The organism is Nocardia sp. NPDC046473, from assembly GCF_040645995.1.
In the GTDB taxonomy this organism is placed as follows: Bacteria; Actinomycetota; Actinomycetes; order Mycobacteriales; family Mycobacteriaceae; genus Nocardia.
Genome location: NZ_JBEYZJ010000013.1, coordinates 190,422 through 212,481 on the forward strand (window position 1 = coordinate 190,422; position 22,060 = coordinate 212,481).

A 22,060-nucleotide genomic window follows, 5' to 3' on the forward strand; every position below is an offset into this window, starting at 1 on the left:
GACGTCGGAGTCGAGTGGCCTCGCGGTTACATCCAGGTGAGCGTGATGCCCTGGGTGGCGAGCCAGTCCTCGACGCAGTGGTCGTTGGCGGCGAGTCCGTCCAGTGCCGCGGTCGCGCACTCGAAGGCCCGATGCGCCTGCGCGGTGTCCACCAATCCGGCCGCGTGGGCGGCGAGCAGGTCGTCGACGCCGAGCAGTTCGACGTGGTGGCCGCGATGTACCTCGATGTCGAGGTAGTGGTCGACGGCCTTCCAGCGTTTCGGCGCGACCTGGGTGAACTCGCCGATATCGAGGTGGAAGTCGTGGTCGATGTGGTGCGCCGGGTTCCGCCGAGCGCACGTCACCCGCAGCGAGAGTTCGGGCAGCAGCCAGGACTCCAGGTAGTGATGGTGCGGGACGGGCACGATGCGCGCCATATATACGCCCCACGGTTCGTGGTGGTAGCGCTCGACCTGGCGGACGAAGCCCTTGCTGTCGGTGCTGGTGTGCTCGGCGAGGTTGAAGTACTCGACGTGCGGCCGGTGCGGCGGATGGCCGGGCGGTAACGCGGTGTTCGGCGGGGCGGCGGCGTTGTTGTTGAGGCCTGGTACCGCCGCACGGATGTGTCGGGCGATACTTCCGGTGAAGCCGGTGGTCGGCACGGTATTGAGCAATGGAATCAGACCTCTCATGGCTCTAGTCCTTCGCCACATCCGAACTTTGTTGTCCGAACAACCAAGCCAGAGTACACCCGGGAAATGGTGATCGGGCGGATTGACGCGATATGTTTTTGGCCACGAAATGTGTTGGCGCATGGGACATTTCGGACACATAACGGTGCCTGAGAGTGAAACAGTATTGTCCCGGTAAAGCCTGGTATTGCTCCGGTAAAACTTACTCGTCAGAGGTTTATCCCGCCCGGGAATGGGGGAGAGACGATCGCGGTTTTATCTCCGGGGCTCGGCACACCACCACCAGGCCGAGACCCACCAGTCGGGGTCCGCGGCAGCCACCGCCCGCACGACCGCTGAAATCTGTCGGTGGCTGGGCTTAGGCTGGTGAGCATGGCATTCGCAACCGAGATTCCGACGGAAGGCTACGAGGAGAGGGTCGCGGGCGAGACCCCGCTGGCGCACTCCGAGCATCGGCCCGTCGGCGAGATCGAGCGCAGTGACGCGCGCTTCCAGGTGGTCAGCGAGCATGTGCCCGCCGGTGACCAGCCGGCCGCCATCGAGGAGCTGGAACGCCGGGTCAAGGCGGGGGAGCGCGACGTGGTGCTGCTCGGCGCCACCGGCACCGGCAAGTCGGCCACCACCGCCTGGCTCATCGAGCGGCTGCAGCGCCCCACACTGGTGATGGCGCCGAACAAGACCCTCGCCGCGCAGCTGGCCAACGAGCTGCGAGAGATGCTGCCGAACAACGCCGTCGAATACTTCGTCTCGTACTACGACTACTACCAACCCGAGGCGTACATCGCGCAGACCGATACCTACATCGAGAAGGACAGCTCGATCAACGACGACGTCGAGCGGCTGCGGCACTCGGCCACGTCGAGCCTGCTGTCCCGGCGCGATGTGGTGGTGGTCGCGTCGGTGTCGTGCATCTACGGCCTCGGCACCCCGCAGTCCTACCTCGATCGGTCGGTGCAGCTCGAGGTCGGCGGCGAGGTCGACCGCGACGCGCTGCTGCGGCTGCTGGTCGACGTGCAATACACCCGCAACGACATGGCGTTCACCCGCGGCTCGTTCCGGGTGCGCGGTGACACCGTCGAGATCATCCCGTCCTACGAGGAACTCGCGATCCGCATCGAGTTCTTCGGCGACGAGATCGAGGCGCTGTATTACCTGCACCCGCTCACCGGCGACGTGGTTCGCCAGGTGGACATGCTGCGCATCTTCCCGGCCACCCACTACGTGGCGGGCCCGGACCGGATGGAGCGCGCGGTGCGCGACATCGAGGCCGAACTGGAAGTGCGGCTGGCCGAGCTGGAACGACAGGGCAAGCTGCTCGAGGCTCAGCGACTGCGTATGCGGACCCAGTACGACCTGGAGATGATCCGCCAGGTCGGGTTCTGCTCCGGCATCGAGAACTACTCGCGGCACATCGACGGCCGCCCGGCCGGGTCGGCGCCCGCGACGCTGCTCGACTACTTCCCCGACGACTTCCTGCTCGTCATCGACGAGTCGCACGTGACGGTGCCGCAGATCGGCGGCATGTACGAGGGCGACATGTCGCGCAAGCGCAACCTGGTCGAATTCGGGTTCCGGCTGCCGTCTGCGGTGGACAACCGGCCGCTCACCTGGGAGGAGTTCGCCGACCGGATCGGCCAGGCGGTGTACCTGTCGGCCACGCCGGGGCCCTACGAACTGGGCCAGGTCGGCGGCGAGGTGGTCGAGCAGGTCATCCGCCCGACCGGCCTGGTCGATCCGAAGGTAGTGGTCAAGCCGACCAAGGGCCAGATCGACGACCTGGTGCACGAGATCCGGCAGCGTACCGAGAAGGACGAGCGGGTGCTGGTCACCACGCTCACCAAGAAGATGTCGGAGGATCTCACCGACTATCTGCTCGGGTTGGGTGTGCGGGTGCGGTATCTGCACTCCGAGATCGACACGTTGCGTCGCGTGGAACTGTTGCGGCAGTTGCGACTCGGCGAATACGACGTGCTGGTCGGCATCAACCTGCTGCGCGAGGGTCTCGACCTGCCCGAGGTGTCGCTGGTCGCGATCCTCGACGCGGACAAGGAAGGCTTCCTGCGCAGCAGCACCAGCCTGATCCAGACCATCGGCCGCGCGGCGCGCAACGTGTCCGGCGAGGTGCACATGTATGCCGACAAGATCACCGACTCGATGCGGCACGCCATCGACGAGACCGATCGCCGCCGGGCCAAGCAGGTCGCCTACAACACGGAGAAGGGCATCGACCCACAACCGTTGCGTAAGAAGATCGCCGACATCCTCGACCAGGTGTATCTGGAGGCCGACGACACCGAGGTTGCGGTCGGCGGCTCCGGCCGCAACTCCAGCCGCGGCCGCCGCGCGCAGGGCGAACCGGGCCGCGCGGTCAGCGCGGGCGTCTACGAGGGCCGCGATATCAAGTCGATGCCGCGCGCCGAACTCGCGGACCTGGTCAAGGAACTCACCGCACAGATGATGAACGCGGCCCGCGAGCTCCAGTTCGAGCTCGCAGGCCGACTGCGGGACGAGATCGCCGATCTCAAGAAGGAACTGCGCGGCATGGACGCCGCCGGATTGAGTTGAGCGGCAGCGCCTTCGGGACCGAGTCGTCAGTTCCGCACCATGCGGCACGACTCGGTTCCGACGTTCGCTGGGCACACCGACACGACGCAGCGGCGGTCCGGCGCCGCGAGGCACGTCAGCTCTGGGTGGCCATCCATTCGTTGACACGGCGCTCGGCTTCCTCGCGCGAGACGTCCTCGACCTTGGTCAGCACCGCCCAGCGGTGGCCGAACGGATCGATCATGACGCCGAAACGGTCACCGGTGACGAAGGTTTGGGGTTCTTCGGCACTGCGGGCACCGTGTTCGAGGGCCCGCTTGATGACGCCGTCGACGTCGGGGCAGTAGTGCACGATCGAGGTGTGCACCCACTCGCCGTTCGGGGCGAGCACGTTGTTGTCCGGTATCGGCATGCCCAACTGCAAGGTGGAGTCGCCGATCTTCAGCTCCGCGTGTGCGGGCTGGCCGTCGGGCAGATCGTTGCGGGTGATCACCTCGGCGCCGAGCACCGCGGTGTAGAAGTCGATGGCCTTGTTGCCGTCGTCGACCGCGAGGAAACAGGTGATGGAGTGGTAGCCCTCGGCGATGGGATTCACGGTGTTTGTCATGACATCAATCCTGCTCGGCCGCGCGCTGTTGGTCTTGTAAGAACGCGACACCATGGCCGGCGGGAGCGAAACCGTGTCCGGCAGCACTGATTCCGCGCCGCTGCCCCGGAACCCGGTGGCCCCCGCGGACACCACCGGCATCCTGCACCCGGACGAACAGGCCAAGTACCGCACGCTGGCCCGGCTGCCCGCCGGCCCCGCCGTGGACCGATTCGTCGAGTGGTACTGGTCGGTGCGCTGGGACCTACGCGGCAGACCGCCCTACCAAGCCGAGGTGCTCTCCTACCCCAGCGTGAACATCACCTTCGAGCGATCCGCAAGCCGCACAGGCGGTTTCGTCAACGGCGTATGCACCACGAAGTTCGTCCGCGAACTCAGCGACGAGGGTGAGGTATTCGGCCTGCGTTTCCGCGCGGGCGGCTTCGGCGCCTTCACCGGACTCGACGTCGGTTCCTTCCGTGACACCGTCGTCGAACTGACCGACGTCATGCCCGACGCGCACGGCCTGGCCGACCGCGTCCTCGACGTGGCCACCGACGAACAACGCCGCGCCATCCTCGAGGACTTCCTCGCCGCCCGCCCCGCCGCCGACGATCCGACCTATCACCTGGTGCTGCGCATCATCGACGCGATGGCCCAGGACCAGGATCTGACCAGGGTCGACCAGATCACCGACCGATTCGACGTACCGACCCGCACCTTGCAGCGCATGTTCCGCCGCTACGTCGGCGCGGGCCCGAAGTGGGTGCTGCGCCGCTACCGCCTGCAGGACGGGGCCGAACTGCTCGCCCGCGGTCGCACCGAAGATCTCGCCACATTGGCCGCGGAACTGGGATACTTCGATCAGGCGCACTTCTCGCGCGAGTTCACCGCGGAAGTCGGAATGGCTCCACTGGAATACGCCAAGAATTCGCTACGCTCGCGCAACGAGGTCACGGCAAAGGTCATGCCGACCAGGTCGTAGTTGCTGGGCCGACCGTTTTCGACCATTCGACCGCGGGCTCCGGGGAACACTTCCCAGGACACTTAGTTGAATGTTGCACTACTACTGTCAGCCAAAAAAGGAGCTGGACATGGATGTTGTGGTGTTGATCGGGCGGGTGTTGTTCTCGGTGTTGTTCCTGAGCTCGGCGGTCGGGCACTTCATGCAGACCGAAGCGATGGCGGGCTATACGGCGAGCAAGGGTGTGCCGATGGCGAAGCTGTCGGTGCTCGGTTCGGGCGCGCTGTTCGGTCTCGGCGGACTGATGGTGTTGCTGGGCGTGTGGGCCGATCTCGGGTCACTACTGCTCGCGGCGCTGCTGGTGGTGACCGCGGTGCTGATGCACCAGTTCTGGAAGGAAACGGATCCGCAGGCCAAACAGGCCGAAATGGTCAACTTCAACAAGAACCTCGCGCTGGTTGGCGCCGCGTTGATGCTGTTCGCGTTCTTCGCTCACGTCGACGACCTCGGATTGACCATCACCGGACCGCTTTTCGACCTCTGACCCCGCTTGTCGCGCTAATATTGCGCGTCCTTTTTACTGCAGGGAGAGGAAGGCATGGACATCATCGGAGCGATTCTCGGCTTATTCTGGGCGAACTACCAACAGTGGCCGTAATGGCACGGTAGTCCCAGGCTCCAGCGGCCCGTCCCGGTGCGCGATTTGCGCGCCGCGGCGGGCTGATGTCTGTTCGATCCCCGCTGGTATGTGACGAATATCCCAGGGAGACAAGACCGTTCATCGTCATTGTGCTTGATCACAGTTTGCCGGCCCGGCAATTGTGTCTGCCCAGGTTGGTCATGCCCTTCCCGCATTTCCTGGCGAACATGTGGCGGCAATGCCAGGACACCGGCAATGTGATGTGCTGCGATTTCTGATATTTCCGGTCTGTTTGCCGCTAGGGTCGACGCAAGTCGCTGCGCCGGGGCACGTCTTGGTATGCACCCTGGCGTAGGCACCCTGACACAGTTGGAGGAGAGAATGACCGCCTACCGGACCATTGTTGTCGGTACTGATGGCTCGGACTCGTCGTACGTCGCCGTCGAGAAGGCCGCCGCCCTGGCTGGAGTGTCCGACGCGACCCTGGTCATCGCGTGCGCTTACTACCCGACCGACGATCGCGACGTGGCCGCCGCCGCGGACGTGCTCAAGGAAGAGGCCTACCAGGTGCGCGGGTCCGCCCCCACCAACGAGATCCTGCGCACCGCGCGGGACAAGGCCGTCGCCGCGGGCGCGAAGAACATCGTCGAGCGCGCCGTGGTCGGCGAGCCGGTCGAGTCGCTGCTCACGCTGACCAAGGACGTGGACGCCGACCTGCTCGTCGTCGGTAACCGTGGACTGAACACCCTCACCGGCCGCCTGCTCGGCTCCGTCCCCTCGGACGTCGCCCGCAAGTCCCGCTCGGACGTCCTGATCGTGCACACGGTCCGTTAGCCATCCCACCAGGCCGAAGGCCCCCTTCGGCCCGGCAGACAGACCAAAGGCACCCTTCAGTCGAGACTGTCCACTCGACTGAAGGGCGCCTTTGGTCTGTATGGCCGACTGCAGGGGGCCTTCGGTGGGGGCGGTTAGGCCAGTGCGGTCAGGACGTCGGGCAGGTCCTCGCTGTGGACTACGCCTAGGCGCTGGGTGGCGCGAGTCAGGGCGACGTAGAGATCGTTGAGGCCGCGTGGGGATTCGTCCAGGATCGCTTGTGGCTCGACCAGATACACCGCGTCGAACTCCAAACCCTTCACGTCGTGCACGGTCAGTACGCGCACCGATTCATCGGCCAGTTCGGCCAACTCCTCGACCAAGGTGTGCGGCGCGATCACCGCGGTGGTGCCGGGCCCGGTCTCCTCGGCGACCAGCTTCGCGACCTGGTCGCGGACTTCGCTTGCGGTGACCCGATATCCGCGCGGCGGGTTGCCGCTGTCGCGCACCGAGCGGGGTGCGGACGCGGACGGATCGATCGCGGCGAGCACGTCCGCGGCCACGTCCATGATCTCGGCCGGGGTCCGGTAGTTCACGGTCAGCTCGGTGAGCTTCCACCGTTTGGCCACATACGGTTCCAGCACCCGCTGCCAGGACGACGCGCCGGCCGGGTCGCCGGTCTGCGCGACATCGCCGACCACGGTGATCCAGCGATTCGGGATGCGCCGCATCACCATTCGCCACGCCATCTCCGACAACTCCTGCGCCTCGTCCACGATGACGTGCCCGTAGGTCCAGGTGCGGTCACCGGCCGCGCGCTCGGCGGTGGTCTGGCTGGTGCGCACGTTCTGGCGTTCGGCGAGCTGGCTCGCGTCGATCAGGTCGTAGGCCATCAGGATTTCCGGGTCGAGCTCGTCTTCGAGATCCTGTGGGGCGGAACCGGTCAGGATGTCCAGCGCGTCCTGCGCCTCGGCCAGCTGGGCCCGCCAGCGGCGCCGGGAGCGTTCGCGTTCCTCGGTGTCGTCCACACCGAGCAGTTCGGCCAGCTCGTCGAGCAGCGGGGCGTCGGCGGCGCTGAATTCGCCGTTGTCCGGTCGCACCAGTTCCGCGCGATCCGCCGGAGACAGTGCGCCGGCGACGCGGTCGAGCCGCTTGGGGTCGGCCAGCAGATCGGCGAGCACATCCTGCGGGGACAGCAGCGGCCACAGCTTGCCGATGGCCTGCTGGATCTCTTGGTCGGCCCGCATCTCGTCGCGGATCTCGGCAATATCGGTGCGGCTGAGCAGGCTTGGGCCACCGGACAGATCGGAACCCATGGTCTCGGCGAGCTGTTCGGTGAGCGCATCGATGACCGCGCTGGTGAAGATCGGCTTGGCCAGATTGTGCGGGCGTCGCGAGGAACGCGCCCGGCCGCGCGCCCGGGTGGCGATCTTGCGATCCAGGGTCACCTGATAGCCGTCGAAGCTGAGCCGCACCGGTTCGGTAGGCACCTCCTGCCGGTCCCGGACCGCCTGCTTCAGGACCTCCAGGATGTCGAGCGAGCCCTTGATCTCGCCCGCCCGCAACGAGTCCTCACGAGTCGCCTTCACGCCCGGATACAGGTCGCCGATGGTGGACAGCAGCACGCCGGTCTCACCGAGCGAGGGGAGCACCTGGCCGATGTAGTCCAGGAAGGTGGCATTCGGCCCGATGATCAGTACGCCGCTCTTGGCCAGCTGCTGCCGGAAGGTGTAGAGCAGGTAGGCGGCGCGGTGCAGCGCGACTGCGGTCTTGCCGGTACCCGGCCCGCCCTGCACCACCAGCACGCTCTTGTGCTCCGAGCGGATGATCGCGTCCTGCTCGTGCTGGATGGTCTCGACGATGTCGTTCATGTGGCCGGTGCGTGCGGCGTTCAACGCGGCCAGCAGCGCGCTCTCGGCGCCGACCCCGCCGTCGTCGTCGGTCGCGCCCGCCTGGCGCGCGGCATCCAGATCGAGGTACTCGTCATTGATCGCGGTGACATTGCGGTTGCGCGAGCGGATGTGCCTGCGCCTGGTCACGCCGTCCGGCGCCGCGGTGGTGGCGAGGTAGAACGGGCGGGCCATCGGGGCGCGCCAGTCCAGCAGCAGCGTCTCGTAGTCATCCTTCTCGTCGAGGATGCCGAGCCTGCCGATGTAGCGGTATTCGTCGGCCAGATCGATCCGGCCGAAACACAGGCCGTGTTCTGCCGCATCGTATTTGGCGAGGTCCTCGTTGTAGAGCTGGCTGAACGACTCGCGTTCGCTGCGGGCCTGCGGGGTACCACCGGATTCCAGTAGCACGGTGCGCAGGCGGTTGCGGGCGTAGTCGCGCATCTCGTCGAGCCGGTCGTACAGCACCGACAGGTATTTCTGTTCCTGTTCGGTCTCGCGGGTCAGCTCGGGCGCGCCGTCACGAGCGGCACGGTCCTGAGTGAGGTCGGGCAAACTGAACTCCTTCACCGCGATGAGCCGAGCGAACGGTACACACGCATGGCAATAGGCACGCGAACGTTCGGAAAACAAGGTTGTCGAGTCTACTGCGATTGCGGCGTGGTCGCCGTATCCGCAGGTGTACCCGGTGTCGCGCCGCCGACCTCGCGGCGTTGGGCGCGACGGTTACCGACTCGACGACCGTGGACATGTCATAGAAGTGGTGTAACAGCTTCGGGCAGCGCAGGTATTCCGGCGACCCGCGAAGTTCTTCGAGAATCATCGATCGGACCCGTCAGGACGCGTGTGTGCTGTTCGGCCTGCGTACCGAACCGGCCGTATTTTCGCGGTGTCTGGCCGGTTTGGCCCGGTACATCGCCAGGTCCGCGTCGTGCAGCACGGCCTCGGGGGTGCGGCGGTCGTTGACGTTGAGCGGGGTGACGCCGATCGAGGCGTTCACCTCGATCCGGTGCCCGCGCGCGATGATCGGCTCGGCCATCGTCGAGCGCAGCCGGGCCACCAGCGCGTCGAGGTCCACCCGCCGGGTGCCGCCGGACAGCAGCACCAGGAATTCGTCGCCGCCGAGCCTGCCGACGATATCGTCGCTGCGCAGCGCGCGCTGCAATCGCTGCGCGACGATCTGCAGCACCGTGTCGCCGATGGCGTGCCCGAGCGTGTCGTTGATCGCCTTGAACCCGTCCAGGTCGATGAACAGCACCGTCGACACCGGCAGGTCTTCACTGGTGGCCAGCGCGCCGGCCAGCTGGGACAGGATCAGCGAACGATTCGCCAGCCCGGTCAGCGAGTCGTGCGTGGCCTGGTACTCCAATTGCCGCCTGCTGGCCCGGAATTCGGTGATGTCGGCGAACGAGGAGACCGCGGACGAGCGCCGATCGCCGGGATTGAGCAGCCGGCTGCTGCCCGACAGCCAGCGCCGCTGCCCGTCGGCCCGGTCGACGCCGAAGACGTAGCCGGTGATGGTCTCGCCGGTGGCCAGCGTGCGGGCGATCGGATGGCGGGTCGGCGCCAGCGGTTGTGCGTTCGCGTCGAGCAGGGTGACCGGCAGCGACTGGATCGTTTTGCCGATGAGCTCGTCGTCGCTGCCGAAGATGCGCACGGCCGCCGGGTTGGCCGACTCGATGCGGCCCTCCGGATCGATCACCACCACACCCTCCTCCAACTGCGAGACGACCGTGGTGAAGTGCTGCTCGGCGCGCTGCTGCGCGGCCTCGGCGTGGCGTTGGGCGGTGAGGTCGTGGATCACCACCTGGTAGGCGAGGTGGTCGTGCCAGGGGGTGAGCACCGACACAATCTCCACCGGCATCAGCACGCCGTCGGCCCGGACCAGCGTGATCTCGGTCGGCTCGGCGGCGGCCCCTTTGGTGGTCAGCGCACTGATCCCGGCCAACATCCCGGGCACAGAGCTCGGATGGACGAACTGAGTGAGTGGTTTGCCGATCACGTCGTCGACGCCGGCCGCGGCCAGCAGCCGCACGGTGGCGGGATTGACGTAGACGACGATGCCGTGCTCGTGCACGCAGATGGCGTCGGGCGTGTGCTCGACCAGAGAACGGTAGCGCTCAGCTAGCTGCTCGGCCGCTGCGACCGCGGCGGCTGCCTTGTCCTCGCTCACCTCTAACCCCCGATCATCGACCCGATTCCGGCCAGTGGAGCATGGGATTATTCTCGTATCGACGTGCACGCGACTACAGCGTCGACGCTATTGCCTCGATCACAGTTCAGGCGCTTAATCGGACAGTGTCTGGCGATCATTACAGAACCGGTGCCCAGGAATTGTCTCGCTGACCGTGGTTCGGCTGAAGAGTCGGTGCGGGAGCGTGGCCAGGCCCGGAGCCGATCCGAACAAGAGACAGCATCAAGATCATATGACGTTGGCCGGGATCGGTGCCGTCATCGCGAACAGCCACGCGCTGTGACATGGCTCGCTCGGCAGGAAGTCGACCGCCTGCGCACTGCGGTGGCGGCGAGCGAACCGGTCGACGTCGCTCAGGAAGTTCGCCCGAATCCGTCCGGCAGCGGCACCGACCAGCACAACCGGGTGCCCGGCATGGCGTCGCCGGCTTCGTTCGTGTTCCCGGCCGCACCGATGACGAAATGCCCGTCCGCCTTCTCCGCCCGCTGCTCCAGATTCCGTAGTCCGCTGCGCACCACGTGATTCGGGATGCCCCAGCCGTTGTCGGTCACCACGATGGTCAGATCGTCGTCGACACTGATCTCCACCGCGACCGTGTTCGCCCCGGAATGCCGGGCCGCATTGCTGACCGCTTCGCGCACAACGGCTTCCGCGTGATCGGCCAGTTCGGCCTCCAGTACCGACAGTGGGCCCGATACCGAAAAGGTCGACCGCAGTGCGGATTCGGCGGTCTGCTGGCGGATCGCGTGCTCGATCCGCTGTTGCAGCGGATTGCCGTTGCCGCCGTGCAGGTCGAAGATCGAGGTCCTGATCTCCTGCACTACCTCCTGTAGGTCGTTGACCACAGTGGAAAGGCGTTGCTGCACTTCGGGAACGGTGGCCTTGGCAACCGCGCCCTGCAGCGTGATACCGACGGCGAACAGCCGCTGGATGACGTGGTCGTGCAGGTCCCTGGCGATCCGATCGCGGTCGGCGATGATGTCGATGTCGCGCATCCGCTGCTGCGCGTCGGCCAGCTGCATGGCCAGCGCCGCCTGGTCGGTGAACGCGGCGGTCAGCTCGACCAGCTCGTCGGAATACGGGGCGGCGCCGACTTCGCGCACCGTGGTCAGCACGCCGAGCGTGGTGTCCGGCGTGCACAGCGGCAGGATCAGCAGCGGTCCCGCATCGGGGAGCGCGAGGCCGAGATCGACCGTGCTCGCGTCGTCGAAGCGCAGCGGGGTGCGGCGGGTGAACGCCTCGCCGAGCGCGGTCCCCTCGGTGGGCACCGCCTTGCCCTCGTAGCCTTCGCCGGGTCCGCACCAGGTGGTGACCGCGAGCGCGGTCGGCTCGCCGTCCTCGTCCGGACCGGTGAGAAACGACTGGTGCGAGTCGGTCAGTGTGCGCGCGTGCTCGACCACGTGCTCGAGCACACTGGCGGACTGGTTGCCTGCCAGCAGTTCGGTGGCGATATCGCGGGTTGCCGCGATCCACGCCTGTCTGGTGCGCGCCGATTCGTAGAGCCTGGCGTTGTCCACCGCGATGCCCGCCGCGGCCGCGAGCGCCTGGACCAGCACGTCGTCATCGTCGGTGAACGGTTGCCCGCCTGCCTTTTCGGTCAGGTAGAGGCTGCCGAACACCTCGCCGCGAATCCGCACCGGCACCCCGAGAAAGGTGTGCATCGGCGGGTGATGTGGTGGAAGGCCAACGGAGGCAGGGTGATTGGTGAGTTCATCGAGCCGCAGCGGTTTCGACTGGTGGAACACCACGCCGAGCACACCGTGGCCCTCGGGCAATCGTCCGATGGCACTGCGGGTTTCGTCGTCGAAGCCCTCGTCGATGAACTGCACCACCTGCTGGTCGTGGCCGCGCACGGCGAGCGCACCGTAGCGGGCGTCGACCAGGTTGATCGCGGTGCGCACGATGGTGCGCAGGGTGTCGTCCAGGTCGAGGCCGGAGGTGACGGCCAGCATCGCCTCGACCAAACCGTCCATTCGGTCCCGGGAATCGAGAATGAGCTCGACACGTTCCTTGACCTCGCTGAGCAATTCGCGCAGGCGCAGTTGCGACAGGGTGTCGCGCACGGAATAGGGGTCGTTGCCGTGATCGTCGGTCATATCGGCTTCCCCTTGTGGTGGGCGCGCGAACTGCGCCTTGTCTCAGTCTAGTTCGACCTTCGGGGACTTTCGGCCCTGTTCGCCACCGCATTGCGATGGTGACATGGGGCTACGGGATCTGAATATAGAAGGCAGGGCGTGTCACATGAAGTCGTCGGGGCTGTTGCACTCTTCGTCACCACAACACTGGCTCACCGCAAGTGATCTCGATCTAGCCGTCACCACCTTCGGTGCGGTTCCGGATGTGGACGTGACGAGGGCGGTCCGGGCGATCGGCCGGGTGCTACGCCGCCACCACCTCGACGCGGCGACCAGGGTGCGCGTCACCGCGCCCACCGATGCGGGCGAAGCGACAGTGGTGCAGGCCAACATTCGGTGCCGCACTATCGCCACCCGCGTGCAGGTGACCGGGCCGGGCGGGTTCGCAGTGACCTTCGCCGCCGAACGGCTCGACCGGCAGCTGGCCCGGCTCGCGGCGACCCGGTCCCGGGACTGGCCCGATCCGGCCCGGCCGCCGCTGGCCCAGGTCACCGAGCCGCGCCCGATCGTGCGGCGCAAGAAATGCGAGCTGCTCGTCGGCACTCCGGCGGAGGCGACGGCGGTGATGGACGCGATGGACTACGACGCGTATCTGTTCACCGACAGCGAGTCCGGCGCCGACGCCGTGGTGGCCTGGGGTGATCCGCTCGGTGTCCGGCTGTTCCGCCAGGATGCGGCGGTGAGCGGCCCGCCGACGGTGAATTTGCTTCCGCTGACAGTGGATTCGACACCGACCCCCGTCCTCGACGAAGAACGGGCCGCGCACGTCCTGTGCCAGCATGGCCTGCCGTTCCTGTTCTTCACCGACCCGGCCTGCGGCCGCGGCCGACTGCTGTACCGCCGCTACGACGGCGATCTCAGCATGGTCGAACCGGCGTAACCGAGCTCAGCTCAGCGGGACCGACCAGTGCACCCGCGTCCCACCGGACGCGGCGTGCTCGATGCTGCACCGGCCCTCCGATTCAGCCGCCCGCTGCGCGAGATTGGCCAGGCCGCTGGCGATTACGTCGTCCGGCACGCCTGACCCGTTGTCCTGGACCACGATGGTCAACTCGTCGGCCACGGTGATCTCGATCGTCACCGCGTCCCCGCCCGAGTGCCGCACCGCATTGCTGACCGATTCGCGCACAACGGCTTCCGCGTGATCGGCCAGCGCGGGTCCCACCACCGACAGCGGCCCGTCGACGCGCAGCCGCGCCCGGATCAGGGTCGCCGCGGTCTGCTGCTGGACCGCGTCCTCCATGCGGCGGCGCAGCGAGGCGCCCGCGCCGCCGTGCAGATCGAAGATCGTCGTCCTGATCTCGTGCACGATCTCCTGCAGCCGGTCGATCTCGTCCGAAAGCCGTTGCTGGACTTGCGGATCGTTCACCCGCGCGGCCATGCCCTGCAGGCCGAGGCCCACCGCGAAGACCCGCTGGATGACGTGGTCGTGCAGGTCGCGCGCGATCCGGTCGCGATCGGCGAGCACGTCGAGTTCGCGCGCCCGGCGCTGCGCCTCGGCCAGCTGCATGGCCAGCGCGGCCTGATCGGTGAACGCCGCGGCGAGCGCGCCGAGTTCGTCGGAGTACGGCTCGGCGCAGGGCGCGCGCACCACGATCAGCACGCCGAGCACGATTCCCGCCGTCTGCAACGGCAGGATCAGCGCGGGTCCGGCCGACTCGAGCGGGGCGCCGAGATCGATGCCCCGCGCGTCGGCCAGATGCACGGTCGTGCACTCGGCGAAGGCCTTGCCCGCGACGGTATCGACGAGCCGCACATACTGTCTCTCGGTGGGTGCAGCTGCCCTGGACCATTGCGCCACAACGAGTTCCGTGGCTTCCTCGGGGGGAATGCCGGGCTCGACCACCGCCAGGATGGCCTGCTCCGACCGGGTCAACGTGCGCGCGTGCTCGACCACTTGCCCGAGCACCCGATCCGGCTCGGTGCCCGCGAGGAACTCGGTGGCGATATCCCGGTTCGCCGTGATCCACGCCTGCCGGGTGCGGGCCCATTCGTAGAGTCGCGCGTTGTCGACAGCGATGCGGGTCGCGGTGTCCACGACGGCGCGCAACGTGTCGAACACGGTGTGCGGCACGGCGCCCGTCATCTCGCGAGTCAGCGCTCGCCGAGCTTGCTGGCCAGCACTGCCGCCTGGGTGCGCCGCTCCATGCCGAGCTTGGCAAGCAGCCTCGACACGTAGTTCTTCACCGTCTTCTCCGCCAAGAACATTCGCGCCGCGATCTGCCGGTTGGTGAGTCCCTCGCCGAGCAGCGCGAGCAGCTTGCGCTCCTGCTCGGTGAGCCCGGCCAGCGGTCCGTCGTCGTCGGGCGCGCCGTCGCGCAGCCGGGCCCGCAGCGCCGCGGCCGCCCGGTTGTCCAGCAGCGAACGGCCCGCGCCGACCGCCTTGATCGCCGCGGCCAACTCCATGCCCTTTATGTTCTTCACCACGTATCCGCTTGCCCCGGCCAGGATCGCGTCGAGCATCGCCTGCTCATCGGTGTACGAGGTGAGAATCAGGCAGCGCAGCCCCTCCACCTCGGCCAGCAGGTCGCGGCACAGTTCGATGCCGTTACCGTCGGGCAGCCGGACGTCGAGCACCGCGACATCGGGGCGCAGGACGGGAATTCGGGCCATCGCCTGCGCCACGTCACCCGCCTCGCCGATTACCGTCAGCTCGGGATCACCCTCCAGCAGGTCGATCAGACCGCGCCGGACAATTTCGTGATCGTCGACCAGAAATACCTCGAGCACGTCGGCCTCCCTGTCGTCGTCTACCGGACGAAAGCAGCGCCCGAAAGCCACGGGTAGATAACGAGGTTCCGGGTAAGCTTGCAATGAAGTCAACCAGAGGGGCCGTGGGCAGCGGAGCCATAAGGCTCATATGTACATGGGAACTCGAGCGATGACATATTCAGCGACACTAGATTTCAGCGCGATCTTCGGATCGCCGCGCGCCTGTCCGGGCTGCGGATCCGACCTTCTCGACGAACTACCCGATGTCCTTTTGCGCTGCGGCGGTTGCGGCGCACACTGGGGACCTGCAGAGGAAGGGCGTGGCGTCGAAGAACGCAGGCGCCCATGAGAATCGGGCAGATAGTCCCGCCATGGGTCCCGGTACCACCGCCCGCCTACGGCGGCACCGAAGCGGTGGTCGGCAATCTCTCGGTCGGTCTCGACCTGCTCGGCCACGACGTGCACCTGTTCACGGTGGGCGATTCCACCTGCCCGGTGCGCCGGTATTCGCTGTACGAGCATCCGACCGTGCAGATCGGCGTCGGTGAGGCCGAGCTGATGCACGTGCTCGCGGCGTACGAGACGCTGGCCGACGTCGACATCATTCACGACCACACCTCGCTCGGCCCGTTCGTCGGCGCCATCCAGGACGGGCCACCGGTTGTCGTCACCAACCACGGGCCGTTCACCGAGATGCGTCAGGAACTCTTCCGTTCGATGGCGCGCCACGCCAGCATCGTCGCGATCTCCGAAGCGCAACGCCGGATGGCAGGCAGCGTGCCGATCGCCGAGGTGATCCATCACGGCATCGACCTCGACGCGCACCGATTCGGGCCTGGCGGCGGCGGTTACCTGGTGTTCGTCGGCCGGATGAACGAGACGAAGGGCGTGCACCGCGCGGTGCAGATCGCCAGGCAGGCCCGGCGCAAGCTGCTCATGATCACCAAGATGCGCGAACCCGAGGAGCAGCGCTACTACACTGAGCGGGTGCGTCCACTGATGGGCCCCGACGATCCCGAGCCGCGTGAAGAACCCACCGCGCGCCGGGTCGAATTGGTGCGCCACGCCGACGCGTTGATCAATCCGATCGAATGGCCCGAACCGTTCGGTCTCGTGATGGCCGAGGCATTGGCTTGCGGCACACCGGTTCTCGCGTTCCCCAACGGCGCGGCACCGGAGATCGTGGAGCACGGCAAGACCGGGTTCCTGTGCCGCGACGTCGACGAGATGGTGGACGCGCTCGATCAGGTGCACACCATCGATCGACGGGACTGCCGGGCGGCGGCGGAGCAGCGGTTCGGCAGGCTGCGGATGGCACGCGATCACGAGCGGCTGTATCGCCGCCTGCTGTCCGACCGGACGACCCGGGTCATGGTGCCCACCACGGTGGCGTGAGTTTGCCGAGCGCCCTCGGGGCTGCGTGGTGACCCATCCTTGGGGCGACGGCTCGGACACGGAAGCACCGACGGCGATCAACGCCGGGGTCACCTTGGTCGAGGGCTCGACCTTCTGTATCAGCGAGGTCAGCGGTGCGATCAGTCCGAATCGCGCGGCGGGCTTGTTCGTTCGCGACACCAGGGTGCTGTCGCATTGGCGATTGACCGTCGACGGCAGGGAGCCGGAGCCGCTCACTGTGCGGTACGACGAGCCGTATAGCGCGACGCTGCTTGCCCGGACCGCGCCGCGGCCGGGCACTGCTGACAGCACTGCGCTGGTGATCATCGGCAGGCACGTCGGTGACGGTATGCGCGAGGATCTGGTGGTGCGCAACCTTTCCGGCGCGCCGCTGGAGTGTGCGATCCGATTGGAATTGGACGCCGATTTCGCCGATCTCTTCGAGGTCAAGGAAGGTCGCATCGGCCACGAGCACGAGGTGGTCACCTCGGCGCGTGCCATCGATGGTGCCATTCAGATCATCCGTGCCGAGCTCGGTGTGGCGGTGACGGTACGTGGTAGCGGAGCCAGCGCGACCGATCGCGAATTGTGTTGGGAAGTAACACTTCCCGGACGCGCTGAATGGTCCGCGTGCATCGAGTACCTGCCCGCGCTCGACGCCGATCCCGCGCCGCCGCGCTATCCCTGTGGGGTACCGGTGAACCACAGCGCGCCCGCGCAACGACTGCGCGAGTGGTACGCGAACTCGCCGACCGTACGCACCGATGACGAAACCCTCGCGTCGGTACTGCAACGCACACTCACCGATCTCGGTGCGTTGCGCATCTTCGATCCAGACCATCCGGACCGTGCCGTGGTGGCCGCAGGCGCGCCCTGGTTCATGGCGCTGTTCGGTCGCGACTCGCTGCTCACCTCGTGGATGGTGTTGCCGCTGGACCGCAGGTTGGCGGTCGGCACGCTGCAGAGCCTGGCCGACCTGCAGGGGACGAAAGTGCATGCGGCGACCGAAGAACAGCCGGGCCGGATCCCACACGAGGTGCGGTTCGGGCGCGCGGCGACGCTGCTGCTCGGCGGCGGCACCGCGTATTACGGCACCGCCGACGCGACTGCGCTGTTCGTGATGTTGCTCGGCGAGCTGTACCGCTGGGGATTGGACGCGCGGATCCGCGACGAACTGCTGCCGCACGCGGATCGCGCGCTGGAGTGGATCGAACGCTACGGCGATCTGGACGGCGACGGTTTCGTCGAATATCAATGCGCCGCCGAGCACGGCCTGGCGAATCAAGGCTGGAAGGACTCCTGGGACGGAGTGAACTTCGCGGACGGCACGCTGCCCGAAGCGCCGATCGCCCTGGCCGAAGTGCAGGGCTACACCTACGCGGCGTATGTCGCACGCGCCACCCTCGCCGCGGGCACCGGCGATCACCCGGCCGCAGAACGTTGGCGCGCCAAGGCCGCACAGTTGAAAACCGCCTTCAACGAGGCGTTCTGGCTGCCGGATCGCGGCTGGTTCGCGATCGGACTGGACCAGGACAAGCGCCCGATCGACGCGCTCACCTCCAATATCGGGCACTGCCTGTGGACCGGGATCATCGACGACGACAAGGCCGAGCGGGTCGCCGACCATCTGCTCTCGCCGGAGATGTTCAGCGGCTGGGGGATCCGCACGCTGGCCACGTCAATGGGCGCATACAACCCGGTCAGCTATCACAACGGCTCGGTCTGGCCGCACGACAACGCGATCTGCGCCGCGGGCCTGATGCGCTATGGCTTCACCGAGCACGCGAATCAGGTGGTCACGGCCGTGCTCGACGCTTCGACCCGGTTCGGCTACCGGCTGCCCGAACTCTTCTGCGGTTTCGACCGCGCCGAATTCGACATCCCCGTGCCCTATCCGACGTCCTGTTCGCCGCAGGCGTGGGCCGCTGCCGCGCCGCTGCTGTTTTTGCGTACGCTGTTGAGACTGGAACCGAGTGTTCCGGAGGGGGTGCTGTCGGTCGCGCCAGTGGTCCCCGCTCGCTACCTGCCCTTGCAGGTCGGCGGGTTGCGCGTCGGCTCGGACGTGCTGTCGGTCACGGTGGACGCGGAGGGCTGGCAGGTCCGCGGTTTGTCCGGTGACCTGCGGCGGACCTAACGTCGAGCGCACCGCAATATCGCTGATGCGAGCACTGTTGTCGCTGGTACGCCCCGGACGAGCCAAACTTGTCGGTGGGTGTGTTTAGCATGACGGCCGGATACGTCTGGACCCGTTTGTCGGTTCACCCGAACACGATCGAGAAGGGACTCACCTGGTGGCGGAACGCCTCACTGTGCGCGGAGCTCGGGAACACAACCTGAAGGGGGTCGACCTCGACCTGCCCCGCGACAGTCTCATCGTGTTCACCGGACTGTCGGGCTCCGGCAAGTCGAGTCTGGCGTTCGACACGATCTTCGCCGAGGGACAGCGGCGATACGTGGAGTCGCTGTCGGCGTACGCGCGGCAGTTCCTCGGGCAGATGGACAAGCCCGACGTCGATTTCATCGAGGGCCTCTCGCCCGCGGTGTCGATCGACCAGAAGTCGACCAACCGCAACCCGCGCTCGACCGTCGGCACCATCACCGAGGTGTACGACTACCTGCGTCTGTTGTACGCGCGGGCCGGCACCCCGCACTGCCCGGTGTGTGGCGAGCTGATCGAGAAGCAGACGCCGCAGCAGATCGTCGACCAGGTGCTCGCCATGGAAGAGGGCATCAAGTTCCAGGTGCTCGCGCCGGTGGTGCGTACCCGCAAGGGTGAATTCGTCGACCTCTTCGACCAATTGAACACACAGGGCTACTCCCGGGTCCGGGTCGACGGCGTGGTGTATCCGCTGACCGATCCGCCGAAGCTGAAGAAGCAGGAGAAACACGACGTCGAGGTGGTCGTCGACCGCCTGTCCGTCAAAACGAATTCCAAACAGCGCCTCACCGATTCGATCGAGACCGCGCTGCGGTTGGCCGACGGCATCGTGGTGCTGGACTTCGTCGACCGCGACGAGCACGCGCACGACCGGGAACGCCGTTTCTCCGAGCGCCTGGCCTGCCCGAACGGGCACCCGCTCGACATCGAAGACCTGGAACCCCGGTCGTTCTCGTTCAACTCGCCCTACGGCGCCTGCCCGGACTGCTCCGGTCTCGGCATTCGCAAGGAGGTCGATCCGGACCTGGTGGTGCCCGACCCGGCGCTCAGCCTGAACGACGGTGCGATCGCGCCGTGGTCGCGCGGGCAGACCGCGGAGTACTTCACCCGGCTGCTGTCCGGGCTCGCCGAGTCCATCGGCTTCTCGATGAAGACCCCGTGGGAAGACCTGCCGCTGAAGGCGCGCAAGGCCGTGCTCGAGGGCAGTTCCGACCAGGTGCACGTCTCCTACACCAACCGGTACGGCCGGAAGCGTTCGTACTACGCCGATTTCGAGGGCGTGATGCCGTTCCTGCAGCGGCGCATGGAGAGCACCGAGTCCGAGCAGATGAAGGAGCACTACGACGGGTACATGCGCGACGTGCCGTGCCCGGTCTGCAACGGCGCCCGACTGCGTCCGGAGATCCTCGCGGTCACCATCAACGCGGGCGGCGACAACAAGTCCATCGCCGAGGTCAGCGACCTGTCCATCGGGGAGTGCTCCAAGTTCCTGAACTCGCTCACGCTGGGGGAGCGCGAGGCCGCGATCGCCGGGCAGGTGCTCAAGGAGGTGCAGGCGCGGCTCGGGTTCCTGCTCGATGTCGGCCTGGAGTACCTGTCGCTCGGGCGGGCCGCGGCGACGCTGTCCGGCGGTGAGGCGCAGCGCATCCGGCTCGCCACCCAGATCGGTTCCGGGCTGGTCGGCGTGCTCTACGTACTCGACGAACCGTCCATCGGCCTGCATCAGCGGGACAACCGGCGGCTCATCGAAACCCTCACCCGGCTGCGCAATCTCGGCAACACGTTGATCGTCGTCGAACACGACGAGGACACCATCCGTGCCTCGGACTGGGTGGTGGACATCGGCCCGCTGGCCGGCGAGCACGGCGGCCGGGTGGTGCACAGCGGTCCGTACCAGGAGCTGCTCAACGAGCCCGAATCACTCACCGGCGCTTACCTTTCCGGCCGGGAGCGGATCGAGCTGCCGCTGGTTCGCCGTCCGGTCGACAAGAAGCGACTGCTCACCGTGGTCGGCGCGACCGAACACAACCTGCGCGGCATCGACGTCGACTTCCCGCTCGGCGTGCTCACCGCGGTCACCGGCGTCTCCGGTTCCGGCAAGTCGACGCTGGTCAACGACATCCTGGCGACCGTGCTGGCGAACAAGCTCAACGGCGCGCGGCAGGTGCCGGGTCGGCACACCCGGATCAAAGGGCTCGACGACCTGGACAAACTGGTTCAGGTGGATCAGTCGCCGATCGGCCGCACCCCGCGCTCGAACCCGGCCACCTACACCGGTGTGTTCGACAAGATCCGCACCCTCTTCGCGTCGACCACCGAGGCGAAGGTGCGCGGCTATCAGCCCGGCCGATTCTCCTTCAACGTCAAGGGCGGTCGCTGCGAGGCATGCTCCGGCGACGGCACGCTCAAGATCGAGATGAACTTCCTGCCGGACGTGTACGTCCCGTGCGAGGTCTGCCACGGCGCCCGCTACAACCGGGAAACCCTCGAGGTGCACTACAAGGGCAAGACCATCGCCGAGGTCCTCGACATGTCCATCGAGGAGGGCGCCGAGTTCTTCGAGCCGATCAGCTCGATCCACCGCTACCTGAAGACGCTGGTGGATGTCGGGCTCGGGTACGTGCGGCTCGGTCAGAGCGCGCCCACGTTGTCCGGTGGTGAGGCCCAGCGCGTCAAACTCTCCGCCGAACTCCAGAAACGCTCCACCGGCCGCACCGTCTACATCCTCGACGAGCCGACCACCGGCCTGCACTTCGAAGACATCCGCAAGCTCCTCAAGGTCATCAACGGCCTGGTCGACAAGGGCAACACGGTCATCGTCATCGAACACAACCTCGACGTCATCAAGACCGCCGACTGGGTCATCGACATGGGCCCCGAAGGCGGCTCCGGCGGCGGCATGGTCGTCGCGCAGGGCTCCCCGGAAGACATTGTCGCCGTAGCCGAAAGCTATACCGGCCAGTTCCTCCGGGAGGCGCTGGAACAAGCGGGCGCACCCGTGGCCGCGAAGAAGTTGCCTGCGAAGAAGGCGTCCGCCACCAAGGCACCCGCCAAAAAGGCTCCCGCGAAGAAGGCCACCAAGGCGGCGGCCGACAAGCCCACCGAAGCGCAAGCCGCGGCGAAAACCGCGACCAAGCGTTTATCCCGCAAGGCCGCAGCCCTGCGCTGACCACCTAGCAAGCGAACCACTTTCGAGCACACGCTCGCGCCCCACCACACTACGATCCGCACTCTCACTCGGGATCTGCACTGACTCTGGGGCCCTATTCCGAGTGCAGATCCCAAGAGCGGGTGCAACTGTCGCCGTTGATCACCGACCCCGACCATCGCACAACCCCGTCGGTCAGGCGAGCACCGTT

General features: G+C 66.9%; 15 protein-coding genes. 8 read left to right on the plus strand and 7 right to left on the minus strand.

Going from position 1 to position 22,060, the window contains the following annotated elements:
• Nucleotides 1–26: 26 nt before the first annotated feature.
• Nucleotides 27–671, minus strand: coding sequence for a DUF402 domain-containing protein (locus tag ABZ942_RS39670; protein WP_357391400.1), 645 nt, complete (start codon nucleotides 669–671; stop codon nucleotides 27–29).
• 372 nt (nucleotides 672–1,043) lie between these two features.
• Here ABZ942_RS39670 and uvrB point away from each other — a divergent pair, with 372 nt between their 5' ends.
• Nucleotides 1,044–3,236 (plus strand): excinuclease ABC subunit UvrB, encoded by a 2,193-nt coding sequence (gene uvrB / locus ABZ942_RS39675; protein WP_357391401.1) that lies wholly within the window; start codon nucleotides 1,044–1,046, stop codon nucleotides 3,234–3,236.
• A 115-nt stretch (nucleotides 3,237–3,351) separates the two neighbouring features.
• Here uvrB and ABZ942_RS39680 read toward each other — a convergent pair whose 3' ends face one another.
• A complete protein-coding gene (locus tag ABZ942_RS39680) occupies nucleotides 3,352–3,822 on the minus strand; it encodes a VOC family protein (RefSeq protein ID WP_357391402.1) in 471 nt (156 codons plus the stop codon).
• A gap of 73 nt (nucleotides 3,823–3,895) precedes the next feature.
• Here ABZ942_RS39680 and ABZ942_RS39685 point away from each other — a divergent pair, with 73 nt between their 5' ends.
• The 3 genes from ABZ942_RS39685 (at nucleotide 3,896) to ABZ942_RS39695 (ending at nucleotide 6,239) form a co-directional block, all read left to right on the plus strand.
• Complete coding sequence (locus ABZ942_RS39685; RefSeq protein ID WP_357391403.1) at nucleotides 3,896–4,786, plus strand: helix-turn-helix domain-containing protein; 891 nt, start codon at nucleotides 3,896–3,898, stop codon at nucleotides 4,784–4,786.
• A gap of 109 nt (nucleotides 4,787–4,895) precedes the next feature.
• A complete protein-coding gene (locus tag ABZ942_RS39690; RefSeq protein WP_357391404.1) occupies nucleotides 4,896–5,309 on the plus strand; it encodes a DoxX family membrane protein in 414 nt (137 codons plus the stop codon).
• Nucleotides 5,310–5,786: 477 nt separating this feature from the next.
• Nucleotides 5,787–6,239 carry a universal stress protein gene (locus ABZ942_RS39695; protein WP_357391405.1) on the plus strand — a complete coding sequence of 151 codons (453 nt, stop codon included), beginning with the start codon at nucleotides 5,787–5,789 and terminating at the stop codon, nucleotides 6,237–6,239.
• Between the two features lie 134 nt (nucleotides 6,240–6,373).
• On the opposite strand, the gene ABZ942_RS39700 is transcribed toward ABZ942_RS39695, so the two are convergent.
• The 3 genes from ABZ942_RS39700 to ABZ942_RS39710 all read right to left on the minus strand — a co-directional run bounded on the left by ABZ942_RS39700 (nucleotide 6,374) and on the right by ABZ942_RS39710 (nucleotide 12,397).
• A complete protein-coding gene (locus tag ABZ942_RS39700) occupies nucleotides 6,374–8,614 on the minus strand; it encodes an ATP-binding domain-containing protein (protein WP_357391516.1) in 2,241 nt (746 codons plus the stop codon).
• A 328-nt stretch (nucleotides 8,615–8,942) separates the two neighbouring features.
• Complete coding sequence (locus ABZ942_RS39705) at nucleotides 8,943–10,280, minus strand: diguanylate cyclase (RefSeq protein ID WP_357391406.1); 1,338 nt, start codon at nucleotides 10,278–10,280, stop codon at nucleotides 8,943–8,945.
• A 374-nt stretch (nucleotides 10,281–10,654) separates the two neighbouring features.
• Entirely contained in the window at nucleotides 10,655–12,397 is a 1,743-nt protein-coding gene (locus ABZ942_RS39710; protein ID WP_357391407.1) for a GAF domain-containing sensor histidine kinase, read from the minus strand.
• A gap of 145 nt (nucleotides 12,398–12,542) precedes the next feature.
• Here ABZ942_RS39710 and ABZ942_RS39715 point away from each other — a divergent pair, with 145 nt between their 5' ends.
• Entirely contained in the window at nucleotides 12,543–13,316 is a 774-nt protein-coding gene (locus tag ABZ942_RS39715) for a sigma 54 modulation/S30EA ribosomal C-terminal domain-containing protein (RefSeq protein ID WP_357391408.1), read from the plus strand.
• Nucleotides 13,317–13,322: 6 nt separating this feature from the next.
• Here the strand turns inward: ABZ942_RS39715 and ABZ942_RS39720 are convergent, their stop codons facing one another.
• Together ABZ942_RS39720 and ABZ942_RS39725 are read right to left on the minus strand one after the other, a co-directional pair.
• On the minus strand, nucleotides 13,323–14,522 hold the full coding sequence (locus tag ABZ942_RS39720; RefSeq protein WP_357391409.1) for an ATP-binding protein: 1,200 nt from the start codon (nucleotides 14,520–14,522) through the stop codon (nucleotides 13,323–13,325).
• Nucleotides 14,523–14,530: 8 nt separating this feature from the next.
• Complete coding sequence (locus ABZ942_RS39725) at nucleotides 14,531–15,166, minus strand: response regulator transcription factor (RefSeq protein ID WP_357391410.1); 636 nt, start codon at nucleotides 15,164–15,166, stop codon at nucleotides 14,531–14,533.
• Nucleotides 15,167–15,493: 327 nt separating this feature from the next.
• Between ABZ942_RS39725 and ABZ942_RS39730 the strand changes: the two genes are divergently transcribed.
• The 3 genes from ABZ942_RS39730 to uvrA all read left to right on the plus strand — a co-directional run bounded on the left by ABZ942_RS39730 (nucleotide 15,494) and on the right by uvrA (nucleotide 21,870).
• The gene (locus ABZ942_RS39730) at nucleotides 15,494–16,543 is read left to right on the plus strand and encodes a glycosyltransferase family 4 protein (RefSeq protein ID WP_357391411.1); all 1,050 of its coding nucleotides are present in this window, start codon (nucleotides 15,494–15,496) and stop codon (nucleotides 16,541–16,543) included.
• A 28-nt stretch (nucleotides 16,544–16,571) separates the two neighbouring features.
• Nucleotides 16,572–18,677 carry a glycogen debranching N-terminal domain-containing protein gene (locus ABZ942_RS39735; RefSeq protein ID WP_357391412.1) on the plus strand — a complete coding sequence of 702 codons (2,106 nt, stop codon included), beginning with the start codon at nucleotides 16,572–16,574 and terminating at the stop codon, nucleotides 18,675–18,677.
• 157 nt (nucleotides 18,678–18,834) lie between these two features.
• Nucleotides 18,835–21,870, plus strand: a complete 3,036-nt coding sequence (gene uvrA, locus ABZ942_RS39740) for an excinuclease ABC subunit UvrA (protein WP_357391413.1) — start codon at nucleotides 18,835–18,837, stop codon at nucleotides 21,868–21,870.
• The last annotated feature ends 190 nt before the right edge of the window (nucleotides 21,871–22,060 follow it).